10 protein-coding genes are annotated in these 13,439 nt (G+C 65.5%); 3 read left to right on the plus strand and 7 right to left on the minus strand.

Going from position 1 to position 13,439, the window contains the following annotated elements:
- Window positions 1-99: 99 nt before the first annotated feature.
- Window positions 100-1,380, minus strand: a complete 1,281-nt coding sequence (locus ACQR3U_RS07840; protein WP_019288146.1) for a serine hydrolase domain-containing protein — start codon at window positions 1,378-1,380, stop codon at window positions 100-102.
- A 180-nt stretch (window positions 1,381-1,560) separates the two neighbouring features.
- Here ACQR3U_RS07840 and ACQR3U_RS07845 point away from each other — a divergent pair, with 180 nt between their 5' ends.
- Window positions 1,561-2,607, plus strand: coding sequence for a zinc-dependent alcohol dehydrogenase family protein (locus ACQR3U_RS07845; protein WP_230810134.1), 1,047 nt, complete (start codon window positions 1,561-1,563; stop codon window positions 2,605-2,607).
- A gap of 12 nt (window positions 2,608-2,619) precedes the next feature.
- Here the strand turns inward: ACQR3U_RS07845 and ACQR3U_RS07850 are convergent, their stop codons facing one another.
- From ACQR3U_RS07850 to ACQR3U_RS07870, 5 genes are read right to left on the minus strand one after another with little or no spacing between them, the layout of a single operon-like run.
- Entirely contained in the window at window positions 2,620-4,857 is a 2,238-nt protein-coding gene (locus ACQR3U_RS07850; protein ID WP_230810135.1) for a glycoside hydrolase family 3 C-terminal domain-containing protein, read from the minus strand.
- Window positions 4,854-6,062 (minus strand): DUF3322 domain-containing protein, encoded by a 1,209-nt coding sequence (locus tag ACQR3U_RS07855; protein WP_200359760.1) that lies wholly within the window; start codon window positions 6,060-6,062, stop codon window positions 4,854-4,856. Before ACQR3U_RS07855 ends, ACQR3U_RS07850 begins: the two co-directional genes overlap by 4 nt.
- A complete protein-coding gene (locus tag ACQR3U_RS07860; protein ID WP_230810136.1) occupies window positions 6,059-9,367 on the minus strand; it encodes an ATP-binding protein in 3,309 nt (1,102 codons plus the stop codon). Before ACQR3U_RS07860 ends, ACQR3U_RS07855 begins: the two co-directional genes overlap by 4 nt.
- Window positions 9,364-9,963, minus strand: coding sequence for a DUF4194 domain-containing protein (locus ACQR3U_RS07865; RefSeq protein ID WP_033097366.1), 600 nt, complete (start codon window positions 9,961-9,963; stop codon window positions 9,364-9,366). The genes ACQR3U_RS07860 and ACQR3U_RS07865 overlap by 4 nt, the downstream gene beginning before the upstream one ends.
- Window positions 9,960-11,438: a DUF3375 domain-containing protein gene (locus ACQR3U_RS07870; protein ID WP_230810137.1), complete on the minus strand. Its 1,479-nt coding sequence runs from the start codon at window positions 11,436-11,438 to the stop codon at window positions 9,960-9,962. The genes ACQR3U_RS07865 and ACQR3U_RS07870 overlap by 4 nt, the downstream gene beginning before the upstream one ends.
- Before the next feature lie 166 nt (window positions 11,439-11,604).
- Here ACQR3U_RS07870 and ACQR3U_RS07875 point away from each other — a divergent pair, with 166 nt between their 5' ends.
- On the plus strand, window positions 11,605-11,937 hold the full coding sequence (locus ACQR3U_RS07875) for an exonuclease domain-containing protein (RefSeq protein ID WP_230810138.1): 333 nt from the start codon (window positions 11,605-11,607) through the stop codon (window positions 11,935-11,937).
- A gap of 20 nt (window positions 11,938-11,957) precedes the next feature.
- Window positions 11,958-13,001 (plus strand): TerD family protein, encoded by a 1,044-nt coding sequence (locus tag ACQR3U_RS07880; protein ID WP_230810173.1) that lies wholly within the window; start codon window positions 11,958-11,960, stop codon window positions 12,999-13,001.
- Window positions 13,002-13,069: 68 nt separating this feature from the next.
- Here ACQR3U_RS07880 and ACQR3U_RS07885 read toward each other — a convergent pair whose 3' ends face one another.
- Window positions 13,070-13,429, minus strand: coding sequence for a hypothetical protein (locus tag ACQR3U_RS07885; protein ID WP_060651597.1), 360 nt, complete (start codon window positions 13,427-13,429; stop codon window positions 13,070-13,072).
- Window positions 13,430-13,439: the final 10 nt, after the last annotated feature.

Raw genomic sequence — 13,439 nt, forward strand, 5'->3', positions numbered from 1 at the left:
GGGGCCGTCGCACTCCGATCGCCTCGGTCTGTGGAGAACACGAATGCCTGTGGACAACCACGTGACGCGGCCGTGCTCGCCCACCGGACGCCGGTACGATCAGCCTCCCGGCGTCGGCACGGGAGTGCTTTCCTCCGCTCCGGGAGCGCGTGCCGGATCGCTCGGCGCCTGATAATCGGAGCCGTAGAAGATCGGCAGGATGCCCTTGACGAGGGTCAGCGCCGAACCTTCACCCGAGGGCACCGTCGACAGATTCGTGGCGATGACGATCGTCAGGTCGGTGTCGGGGTCGTGTCCCATGAAGGTCATGAAGCCGGGAAGCTGACCGTCGTGCCCGAGCAGGGGACCGAACTGCGCCATGCCGAGTCCGTATCCGGCGGTTCCCCCGCCCACCGACTGCACGCTGTCGAGCCGGGTATTCTGCATCTGCTCATCGAGCAGACCGCCGCCGACCAGTGCCTTCACATAGGTGGTCATGTCGTCGACGGTGGAGATCGCGGCGCCCGCGGTCCACGCCCAGGAGGGATTGTCGTCGGTCACGTCATTCGGCTTCAGTGTTCCGGCGAGCGCTGCGGCCTGCTGGTCGTCCGGCAATTCGAAGGTATCGATGGTGGAGACGTTGGTGCCGAACATGTAGCCCCGCGGATGCGGATCCGGGATCGAGGAATCCTCGATCGCCGGGAACGAGGTGTTCCCGAGTTCGAGTGGAGCGAAAATGCGCTCGTCGAACGCATCCGCCACCGGCATGCCCGTCAGTTCCTCGATGACGAGCCCGAGCAGCACCGTATTGGTGTTGCTGTATTCGAACTGTTCCCCGGGCGGGAAGTTCACGGGCCGAGAGAACGCGATCTGCAGCAACTCCTCCTGCGTCCACACCTTCTCGGGTTCGCGGTCCAGTGTCGCATTGAACTCCGGGTCGAAGGTGTAGCTGTACAGGCCGCTCCGCATCTCGGCGAGCTGCGCGATGGTGATGGTGTCGCCGTTCGGGACACCGTCGATGTACTTCGAGATCGGGTCCTCGAGCGACACGCGACCTTCCTGCACCAATTGCAGGATGGCGGTGACGGTCATCGTCTTCGTGTTGCTCCCGATCCGGAAATGATCGTCGGCGGAGATCGGATCGTCGGTGTCGAGGGTGGACGTGCCGAACGTGCCGGTCCAGTCACCGCGGTCGGGGGAGCTGATCTGTATCACCGCGCCGGGAATGGCGTTGTCGCGCATCAACCGGTCGACGGTCGATTCCACCTCCGCCACATACTCGGGCCCGGCCTCCTCGGAGGAGGCAGGGGGCGTCGCGGATTCGGGCTCGGTGGTGTCGGAACTGCACGCCGAGACGGCCAGTACGACCACCGCCACGAGTGAGGTTGCGAGTGTCTTCATCGATCGTCTGCTTTCGGGATCGGTGGTCCCCGAAAGAGCAGGGGACTCTGTGGTGGTGTCACGAATCCGGACATGTCCCGCTGTCGAGGTGAATTTTTCACCCCCTCCGAACGATTCCGATCGCAGTGTCCCTCATGTCATCCTTGGAACAGGGCCGAATCCGTGTACGGAGGTCAGATCATGAAGGCACTGGTGTTCCACGGGCCGGGGAAGCGATCCTGGGAGGACGTTCCCGACGCAACCATCCAGGACAGTACCGACGCGGTGGTGCGGGTCGACGCGGTCACCATCTGCGGCACCGACCTGCACATCCTCGGGGGGGATGTGCCCGAGGTGACCGACGGCCGGATCCTCGGCCACGAGGCCGTCGGCACCGTGGTCGAGGTGGGGGACGGAGTGCAGACACTCGCTCCCGGCGACCGAGTGCTCGTCTCGTGTATCACCGCGTGCGGTACGTGCCGCTTCTGTCGCGAGAGCCGGTACGGGCAGTGCCTCGGAGGCGGCGGCTGGATCCTCGGGCACCTGATCGACGGCACCCAGGCCGAATTGGTCCGAGTTCCGTACGCCGACAGTTCGACCCACCGCATTCCCGACGGCGTGAGCGACGAGCAGATGCTCATGCTCGCCGACATTCTGCCCACCTCCTACGAGGTCGGCGTACTCAACGGCTGTCTTCGACCGGCCGACGTCGTCGTCGTCATCGGAGCCGGCCCCATCGGGCTCGCTGCGATCCTCGCCGCACGACTGTTCAGTCCGAGCCGCATCGTCGCCGTCGACCTCGCCGACAGCCGGCTCGACGCGGCGAAGGCATTCGGGGCGAACATCGTGGTCAACAGCGGTCGCGACGACGTCGCGACGGTCGTTCGCGATCTCACTGGCGGTCTCGGCGCAGACGTCACGATGGAGGCCGTCGGCTATCCGGAGACGTTCGAACAGGCGGTCGCGCTCGCTCGGCCGTGCGGACACGTCGCGAACATCGGCGTGCACGGCAAACCTGCGACCCTGCACCTCGAGGACATCTGGATCAAGAACCTGACGATCACCACCGGCCTGGTCGACACCTACTCGACGCCCACACTGATCGGTCTCGTGAGCAGTGGTCAGCTCGACACGTCGCCGATGATCACGCACCGGTTCGCGCTCGACGAGTTCGAACAGGCCTACGACGTGTTCTCTCGCGCCGGCGAAACCGGTGCGTTGAAGGTGCTCCTCACCGCCGGTTCGTGACCGGCTCTGCCTTCACTCCTGCTGGTTGACCACATCGAGAAGCTGCTGGATCTGCTCCGACTCGACCCCCGGAGCGAATCCGGCGAGGCGACCGAGCGGCATCGACGCTGCCATCTTCAGAACACTCTCGTCGACCCCGACCTCGCCGCCGAGCGAACCGAACGCCTGCAGGACGATCTCGGCGGCCGCGGGGTTCTGGAACAGTTCTCCGAGAGACGATTCCATCGTCAGCGGAATTCGCACCGCGTCGCCCGTCATGTCGACGGTGAGCGTCTGCCGGATGTCGCGGCTCGACGCACCGATGTCGATGCTGTACGTGCCACCTTCGACCACCCAGGAATCGACGCGGGTGTCCCAGTAGGCGAGGTCGTCGCGTCGGATACTCACGGCCACACGTTGCGATTCGCCGGAATCCAGACGGACCTTGGTGAAGCCCTTCAACTCTCGCGGCGCCCGAGCAACGGACGAACCGGGTGCACCGGCGTACACCTGCACGACCTCGGCGCCCGCACGCCCACCCGTGTTGGTGACGGTGACGTGCACCGTGAGATCGCCGTCGGATTCCACAGCGGCATCGGAGTATTCGAACGTCGTGTACGACAAGCCGTGACCGAAGGGGAAGGACACGTCGAGGCGACGCGCGTCGTACGAGCGGTATCCGACGAACAATCCTTCTCCGTACCGCACGTGGCCGTGTTCGCCCGGGAAGTTCGTGTGCGCCGGGGTGTCCTCGAGCCGGATCGGGACGGTCTCCGCGAGGCGGCCGCTCGGATTCGCGTGCCCGTAGAGCACGTCGGCGACGGCGCCGCCACCGGCCTGCCCGAGCAGCCACCCTTCCACGATCGCCGGAACACGGTCGGCGAAGCCGCTGAGCCGCACGACACCGCCGTTCGACAACACGACGACGACGTTCGGGTTCGCCGTCAGCACAGCATCGAGCAGCGCGGTCTGACGTTGCGGGAGTTCGAGGTCGTCGCGGTCGAAACCTTCGGATTCGAGTTCGGCGGGTACACCGAGGAACACGACCGCGATATCGGCGTCTGCGGCACGCTTCACTGCCTCATCGACGAGTTCGGCCGAGTCCGATCCGTCGAGAGCGTAACCGGCGGCGAAGGGAACGTCCCGACCGGACAGCGACCGGATCTCGTCGAGCGCGTTGTCGAGGCGCGTCGGTTCGATCCGGGACGATCCGGCGCCCTGGTAGCGCGGCGTGCGGGCCAGTTCGCCGATCACCGCAATGTTCGCGTCGGTGGCGAGGGGGAGCAGGTCGTTCTCGTTGCGGAGCAGCACGATGCTCTGCGCGGCCACCTCGCGTGCGAGGGCGTGATGGGCATCGGCGTCGAAGGTCGCGCCGGGATCTGACGCAGCGACGGCCTTCTGCACCAGTTCGGTCACCCGCGCGGCTGCCGTGTCGAGGACCGATTCGTCGACCGTGCCCGCCCGTACCGCCGCGACGATCTCGGCGTCCGTACGACCTCCTGTGGACGGCATCTCGAGATCCAGACCTGCCGCGAGGGACGCGACGCGGTCGTCGACAGCACCCCAGTCGCTCACGACCAGACCCTCGAAACCCCACTCGCCGCGCAGGACGTCGGTGAGCAGCCACGGGTTACGGGACGAGTACACCCCGTTGATCCGGTTGTACGAGCACATCACCGTCCACGGCTGCGCGTCGCGCACGACCCGCTCGAAGGCCCGCAGATAGATCTCCCGCAGTGGCCGCGGGTCGACGTCGGCGGAGACCCGCATCCGGTCGGTCTCCTGGTTGTTCGCCGCGAAGTGCTTGAGTGACGCACCGACACCCTGCGACTGCATGCCGTGCACGAGCGCAGCGCCCAGAACACCCGAGAGCAGCGGATCTTCCGACAGGTACTCGAAGTTCCGGCCGCACAATGGGGAGCGCTTGATGTTGATACCGGGCCCGAGCAGGACACCGACCTGCAGTGCACGGGCCTCCGCGCCCAACGCCGCGCCGACGCGCTCGAGCAACTCCGGGTCGAAGGAACACCCCAGCGCGACGGCAGGCGGGAAGCAGGTCGCGGGCACGGACGAGTGCAGACCGAGATGGTCGCCCTCGGCGGTCTGCTTCCGCACACCGTGCGGCCCGTCGGTGAGCATGATCGAGGGGATGTTCTCGCGCGCAACCGGTTCGGTGTGCCAGAAGTCGAGGCCGCTGGTGAGCGACGCCCTCTCCTCGACGGTCAGTCGCGCCACGATCTCGAGGGGTGAGCGGAGGGCCGGTTCGGTCATGAGACTCCTTCTCCGAGCGCGGTCGGATCCATCCTGGTCGAGTCTCGATCATGTCCGATCGCGCCGGTGAAGGCGCGGGCAAGTTCCTCCATCACGTGCGGCCACGGAATCCGCTCCTGCTCGAGGCGGAGTCGTTCCACGCGCAACCGCGTGAAGACCTCATTTTCCGCGGGCGTCAGTCGCATCGGCACGTGCGAGCTGGGGGACGGTTCCTCTACCGCGAGAGCACTCCACGCTTCCAGGGTGTGGAGGTCCATGAGGAAACTGCGCACGTCAGGCAGGTAAGCGCGGAAACGGTCGAGAATCACGAAGCCGTGCGTGTCGAGATCACCCCAGTAAACGACATCCGAGTCGGCGAGCCAGGATAGTGCGGCCAGTTCGTGCACTGCGTAACCACTGCCGTGTACGGCCACGGTGCCCGGCAGATCAGGCAGCGCATGGAGGCCCTCTTTGTTCTCGAGGACCAGTATGCGCTCCGGGTGGAGCGGCAGCTCGGCGAGCTCGTCCAGCGGCGCTGCACAATGTCGCGGTGCCGTGGGTAGCAAGGTGCGGTCACAAACCGCAATTTCGCACAATCGAGGCACCGAACGCACACCGAGGTCACGATTCCCCACAGCGCCTTCGAGAAGTACCTCGACCAGTCCGCGATGCCGCGAAATCCACTTGGTATCCACACCGGGCACCGGAAGCTGCCGAATGAAAACGTCCGAAGCCGGATGGTCGGCCAGCCACCGGACCACGCCGACAAGGCGCACGAAGTCGGCTTCGCCGAGTTCGAGCCACCGTGAAAGCGTCGAGCCGATCGCGTCGGCAAGCGCGGGGGTACCGGGTGCCAGAATCTCCACCAACTGCACCCGCCGGGCGGTGAGCCTGTGCCATTCGGACATCCGGCCTGCCGCGGCGGCAATCTCACCGGGACCTGCAAACACGACCCGCACCGGCACATCCTGCGTGCCGAAGCTCGGCCAGCGCCGCGTCTCCCAGTGCACGCGACCGATTCCGCGGTGCACCTGCCAGGCGCGCACCCATGCGACCACGGCGTCGGGATCCTCCGCGACCTGCCGTTCCGAGGGTGGGTGCAACGCAATCGACAGTGAATCGGATTCGGCTGCAATTGGATCGGCCACCCACTTGCTGCGACGATTCCGGTAGGCCGTCTCTGCCCTGGTACTTACGGCTGACGGCGGCACGCACACTGTACTCACTCGCGGGGCTCCTCCGCGCTGCGGATCGGCAACAAGGCCAGCTGCGAGTACTTCTTGTCCCTGATGCTCACCGCGGCCACCCCATCAATGTAATCGTCGAGGGTTTGCAGCAACTTCAGCGGCGTCGCGAGCACCATATGGAAACCGAATCGGGTGAACACGTCGAGTGCTCGCCGCGTGTACGCAGGATCTGCACGGTCGAATGCCTCGTCGAGGATCACCGTGCCGTAGCGCGGCAACTCTTCCCCCGATGCCGCCAGCTGATAGCGCAGGGCGGCGGCGAGACAGAAGAACACCAGTTTCTGGGCCTGCCCACCCGACAGGCCGGAGCTGGAGTCGTGGAAATTGACGTCCACGCCCTCCCCGTCGACCTCGACTCCGATGAAGCCGACGTGCAGGCGGGTGTCCAGTACCAACTGCCGCCAGCGCCGGTCGGCGGGTTCGCCCGAGTCGAGGCGTTCGAGGATCCGCTCCATCTGTTCGAACCGTTGCTCGGCGGCGACCCGGTCCTCTTCCTTGAACGAGCCGCTGACAATGCGCTGCAGTTCCGCGAGGAAATCGGCCGCGGCAGGCGAACGCCGATCCTTCACATCGATCCGCAGAGTCCGGTCGGTGTCGAACGGAGAACGCCGGAGCGATTCGTTCACCGGCTCGATACGGGAACGGATCTCGCCCGGTGCCCTGCGGATCGCGCGGGCCAGCTCTCCGATGTTGCGGCTCGATTGGTCGTTGAGTAGCCGGAAGAACTCGTCCTCGTATGCGGGTAATCCGTCGTTGCGCAGTCGAGTGAGCACCGCGAGAGCATCGTCTACGTACTCTGCGTCGGAGCGCATCTCGGCGCGTCGTGACTCCCATTCGGCGAGATAGGCGGTGAGGATCGCGGTGATGCGCCGCTCGGCGTCCGTGGTTCTCGTGAGCGCCGCACGGTGCTCGTCCGTGATGGTTCGTCCCACGGTATGCAGCAACCGGTCGATGTTCTCGCTCGTCGGTCGACGTGCGGCAGCATCGAAGCGTGCGCGGATGCGCTTGTCGATCCCGTCGGGAACCGCCGAATCGGCGTGTGCTTCCACTTCTGCAAGCCGCTGCCGAGTGTGCTCCACATCGCCACGGTGGCGTTCGAGACCGGATCCGGCTGCGGTATACGCTGCGCGGGCCTCCTTCTCCTCGGTTTCCGCACGGGCAAGATCGAGCGTGAGCGAGGCGTACTCGGCATTGCCCTGCAACCATCCCTCGAGTCGATGCTCGATCGCGCCAACCGCTGCCTCGGCCGCTTCGACGTCGATGTCGGCCCAGGTCGTGTCGAGGATGATCTCCGCCGCGTGTCGACGCTGCTGTACCGTGTACTCTGCGTGCTCGAGCAACTCCTGCCGACGTTGCAGGCGGGCGATCTCGGATTCGACCTCGCCGATGCGGCGACGCAGATCGGAGAGCTTGGTTTCGTTGTCGAACCCGAGCACCCATCGGCTGCGGTCGTCGACGCGGTACCTGTCGTCCTTCTCGTGCCGCTCGCCGCCGTGCTTGACCTGACCGGCCCGGGTCACGCCGCGCGGCACACCTCGCAGGTCGTCGACGGTCGCCACGCACGCATAGTCGAAACGCTCGGCGAGATGGTGCTGCAGCCACGCTGCGAGCGGTCCCGGCCGCACGTCCAGTTTTCGAACCAGCGATTCATCACCGCTCGCCGGGGTGGGAGGCCGGCCGGAACGAGTACGCACCCGGCGGTACACCAACCGGGTGCCGAGATGCTGCGCGTCGACCACTGCTGCAACGCGTGAATAATATTCGTCGGGTACGAGCATCGTGCGAGCAAGCCCGCCGAGTACGCGCTCGATGGGGCCGGTCCACTCGGCATGCTCGGAGCGCACTTCGAGGAGTTCGCCCGCGAAGTGCAACATGTCTTCGCTGAGACCAGCTGCGGTGCAGACCAGTTCGCGTATCCGCAGTAGAGCGGGATCGAGATTGGAGCGTCGCCGGGCGAGCAGCTCTCGGTCGGCGATGAGTTGTCGGTGTTCGGAACGCAGTGTGCCGAGTGCTCGCACCACCTCGTACACATCGTTTCTGCGTGTACCGACTGTCGCGTCGAGCTCACGCAACTCCGTTTCGAGCTGGGCTCGCAGATGCGCGAACTCCTCAGCGGTGGTCGGTGCCTCTGCTTCCCACGATCCGACGGCGGTGTCGAACCTGCTCCGTGACTGTACGGTCCGAGTCAGGTCGGCTTCCGCCGCGTCGCGTTGCAGCCTGAGAGTGGACAACCGTCCACCGTCGGTGGTTTCGAGCCGCACCCGCAGATCGAGGGTGCGCTCGGCCGCGCGCTCGGCTTCCACCGAGGTCTTGTCGACGGCAGTCTGCAACAGTCCGATCTGTGCGTAGGCCTCGTCGAGCTTCTCTCGCAGCAGATCCACCGTCATCCGGGCATGCACGGCGTCGAGGTGGTCGTTCTCTTCCTGTAGTTCGCGTTGTTGCTGGAGGCCTCGGCGGCGAACCTCCGCGAGACCGACAAGGGGATCGAGTGCCTCGACTTGCCGACGCGCGTCGACGACGACACGGTGCGCCTCGCGCAGGTCGCGGAACTGGGACGTCGCGCGATCGGCCATCGCGAAGGTGTCGGGTTCGTCGAGCATGTAGTCGCGCAGCAACTGATCGAGACTGTTCAGACTCTTGGCCGACAGTGTTCGGTGCAACAACCGTTGGGCCGCCTCCGACGAAATGCCCAGCTTCGCGCGGAAGGCGCGAGCGAACGCCGTGTAACTGGGATTGACAGTAGCCCCGGGCCAACGCTTTCGGATGCCCCGGGTGTCGATACCGCGGCCGGCGAACGGCTCGAGATCGATCAGGTCGAAATCAAAATCGAAGATCAGATGCAGGTGAGAGACATCGTTGTTCGCGTTGGCTCCACGCCGCAGGTGCATGAGCTTGACGAGCGTCACGGGCGCGGCACCGTCGCCGGTGCGGTAGGTGAGCGCGACGGCACTCCAGGTGGCGCCCGTACGTAGATAGGAAGCGGTCAGGGAGTCGGTATCGACATCGGCTTCGCGCCGCCACGCACCGCGGATGTAACTGACGAAGTTGCGCCCGGAACCGGCCGCGGATTCCTGCGCGGCCGCGTTGAATCGGACACTGCCGCCCGGCATGAGCACCGTGGAGATCGCATCGAGGAGAGTGGATTTTCCGGATCCCGACGCGCCGGTGATCAGGAAACCCTTGCGCGCAATCGGAATGTCGTGGTGACCGTGTAAGGTTCCCCAATTCACCACCTGCACGCGGGCAAGCCGGAACTGGGACGGGTGGGGAGGGGTGGCCGTCACGGCTGACTCTCCGCGACGATGTGCCGGAACTCCGCTTCCACAGCAGCAACCTGATCGGCATCGAACAACTGCCGCAACACCGGAGAGACTTCCATCCGCCCCTCCGTCGACGTCGACGCGAGAAGGCTGTACTTCTTCAACTTCTCCCACGAAGCGTTGACCCTGCGCCGGAAACCGGCCGGGTCGGTACTCGTGGCCGCACGGTACATCTCGAGCTGCCCGGCCATTTCGTCGAAATCGACGATGACCCGATCACCGGGTTGTGCGCGGAGGAGCAGCTGCCGCAGCGACAACAGCATCACGGTGTCCATGAATGTCAATCGCTCGGTGCGCAACACTGCGGGGGCCTTGTGATCGCCGGTTTCGGCGGGACGGGTGAATGCGAGCTGTTCGTCCTCGTCGACGACGAGATCGAGAAACACATCGGCCAACCGAGAACGCAGCACGCGCTCGTCGCGGATCACCGTCCGCCACACCTCGGGATGCTTGCCGGCGGTAATGAGCGGACCCTTGAGGAGCTGGACCAATGCGCGCCGGGTGTCGAGTTCGAGTTCGCCGGTGTCGCCGGGATACAGCCCGGTCGTGGTGTCGGTCATAGGCTGTCCTGTTCCAAGGTGGTGAAGGCAGGATCGGTGGGATCGAACAGATGCCGGCGTACCGTGGCCACCCGTTCGACGCCGGATGGGGAGCTCCAGCAAATCTCCTCATCGCCCTCCACGCGGTGTCCGTGCTCGACGGCGAGAACCAGAAGCCCGATGGCGCTTGCCAACCCTTGGGTTGCGGGATGTTCGCGCAGGACCTCGCCGATCGTCGCGCTACCGCGCACGCGCAGTGTGGCCGCTATGCTACCGACCAGCTCGTCCATGTCGATTTCCGATTCGCGGACGATGCGCCGCAGATCGTCGAGGTCGACCTCACCTGGCGTCTGCGACACCACCGGTTCGGCCACCAGATCGTCTGCGGGATTGTGCAACTGTAATGCCGCGACCGATTCGATACTCATGCCGATCCGCACCAGGTCGAGGTCGAGCGGTTCATAAGGCTTGCGGTGGGGTGCCACCTGCAGAGCGTGCTGTTGCGCCGAGCGCAACAGACGTTGCAATCGGCGATGTTCCTCGTAATGGCGGGACTGCACGAAATGCCGCAGTGAGCGTGACAGCGACGTCATCGTCGCATGCACTTCGCCACCTGCGTCCTCCATCTCGGTGAGCAAGGATCGGAACCGATGACGTTGCTCGGGAGACAGGCTTCGGGCGAACGGACGAGTCAGTACCGCCTCGATCCAGTCGTCGAGCTGTGCAGACCGTTCAGGATCGATGATCATGTCGTAGAACCCGGTGAAGCTGCGTCCTGCATCGGAACTGCCGATGAGGTCGACACCTCGGAAGACCTCGCCCAGAGTGTCGCCGCGGTCGCCTTCGTCGTCGAGGATCCGTGCGCGCAACTCGCGATTGAGCCCTTCGAGTTCGGCCCGTACTCGTGCGAAATCCCCGGGGATCTCGCCGGCAAGCGCGAGGATCTCCGACACGCGTTCCGCGGCCCGTGGGCCATCGAGGACAGGGAAGTCGCCGGATTCCACCGCTGCGATCTGCCGGTCGAGTGCGTCGCGCTCGGCCCGCAGCGTTGCCAGACGGGTTTCGCTCCGTGGGTCCGAATCGCGAGCCAGCGCCTGCAACTGGCTCGACAGGGTTGTCAGTCGTGATTCCGTGATCGAACTGGTGTCGGTCGTCAGTTGCGCAACGAAATTCAGTGCGACGAATGCGGACTCGGTCGGCTCCAGCGTCTCTTCGCGCGAGCCCGTATCGGCACGTCGGAGCAGAAATCCGGCGCGCACCCAATCTGCGCAGTAGGCCTGGGCGGTGCGTGGAAGGTCGAACCCCTGGTCGCGGAGGTCCTGCAGGTCTGCGTCGAGGCGGGCGAACAGTTCGGGGGCGGGAAGTCGCCGGGTTCCCCGATCGAAGTGTCGTCCCAGCATCTCGAGGATTGCGGGGGCGTGGTCGGCGCGCAGCAGCGTCCACGCGGCGTGCTGATCGCGCAGCCGCGTCAGGCGGTACAGGTCGGCAGTCGACACAGCTTCCCTCTCGCTTCGATCGCGCCCATGGTGGCACACGCCTACGACAACCGTCTCCTACGGGATCGGCTCGATGTCGGGGCGGTGACGACAGTGTCGGTAACAAGGGCCACAATGTCCGACCGTGTCGGTTTTCGTCGGGGGATGAAAGCGATCGGAGGATGACGTGATCGAAGTGCACGCACCCGCGGAGGGCGCCGTGACGTTGCCCCGCGACCATCGATGGGTGGTGGTCGACGTCGAAACCTCGGGTGTGCGGTCCAACGCCCACAGGGTCCTGAGCGTGGCCGCCCTCGTGTTGCGCGAGGACGGCTCTGTCGAGCAGGAGTTCTCGACCCTCGTCGACCCCGGCTGCGACCCGGGACCGGTGCACATCCACAACCTCACGCGGGAGCGCCTCACCGGGTCGCCGCGCTTCGAGGACATCGCCGGTGAACTGGCCAAAATTCTCGACGGCGCCACACCGTCACTCCGCGGGTCGCACTCGCGAACCGGCTGACCGACGCCGGACTCGACGTGATGAACAACGCGAGCAAACAGACCAGCGTCGTGGTGTGCAACGACCCGACCGTGCAGACCGCCAAGGTCCGCAAGGCGATGGCCGAAGGCATTCCCGTGATCAGCGAACAGCAGCTCGAGGAGCTGTTGACGCGGGTGAGTCCGGGCGAATCGAAGGTTGCGACCGTCGTCGACATCATCCCGCCACCGGAACCGCAGGTCGCGGTGGTGCCCCCGGTCCGGCCGCCGACCGGGCAGAAGCCCAAGCTGTGGACCGGACGTAAGGTACTGCTGCTCGGCGGCACGCACCTGCAGGCCGTCATGATGCGCTCGCGTCTCACCCAGCTCGGTGCCCGCCCGGCCCTCAACTTCACGGCCACCGTCACCGACGTGCTGGTCCTCGAAGGAGGAGAGGCCGACAAGCGGATGACGCGGGTCGCGGCACGTGAGCTGCCCGTCCTGCGACCCGACGACGTCGATGCCGCAGTGGAGAACGGAGTGATGCCCCCGCACATGCGGGTGGAGTCACGGCTCACGGCGCCGGTGCTGTCCCGCGGTGAAGTGATCGACCTGCCGTCCGACAGTCACCGCTGGGCCGTGAACGTCGCCTGGAAGGCCGAAGCTGTCGGCGACGAATTCGATCTCGACATCGTCGCCTTCCTGCTCGGCGCCGACGAGAAGGTCGACACCGACGACGACTTCGTCTTCTACAACAATCCGCTCTACGACGACGGCGTCATCGAACTGACCATCGACGGTTCGAGTGAGCACTGCATCCGCGTCGACCTCGCGGAACTTCCCGCCGAATGCGAACGCATCGCCATCGCAGCGGCCATCGACGGCAACCGCACCTTCGGCGAACTCGGCGCGGTATCGGTCGCGGTCGACAGTGAGACCGGCACCGCTGCGACGTTCGTGCTCGACGTCGGCACCACCGAACGCACCATGGTGCTCACCGAGATCTACCGCCGAGCCGACAAGTGGCGGCTGCGCGCGGTGGGACAAGGATACGACGACGACCTCGCAGCCCTCGCCCGCCGGTACGGGGTGGAAGTCGACGACTGATCTCTGCTTCGTCGCGCGGGTGGGGATCGACAGAGCACTGCAGAGCGCGAAATGGTCATCGGCGCGTGTTATTGCCCGCTCTGATGACTATTTCCCGCTCCGCTGTCGGGGTCGGTGGCGGCGAGTTGGCGGGCCCAGTCGGATTCGGTGTCGAGGAAGGCTTCGCCGCCGGTAGCGAAGGCGTCGCGGAGTTGGGTGAGGGCGTCGATGAACTGTTGCATCCGTTCTCTGGCCGACTCGGGTGTGCCTGCAGCTTTGCGTCGATAGCCTGCAGCAAGTTGTTGAGCGGAGTCGAAATCACCGAAGCCGTGGACGTCGGTGAGCCTAAAAGTGTGTTTGTACGACTGGTCGAACTCATCCAGCATGGTTTCGCAGATCCTTAGGATCTCTGCGACGACGTGAGGCTCGAGCCTGCTGAACTCCGGCATGTTCGTCCTG

This window comes from Rhodococcus sp. IEGM1339 (genome assembly GCF_050321925.1).
In the GTDB taxonomy this organism is placed as follows: domain Bacteria; phylum Actinomycetota; class Actinomycetes; order Mycobacteriales; family Mycobacteriaceae; genus Rhodococcus; species Rhodococcus pyridinivorans.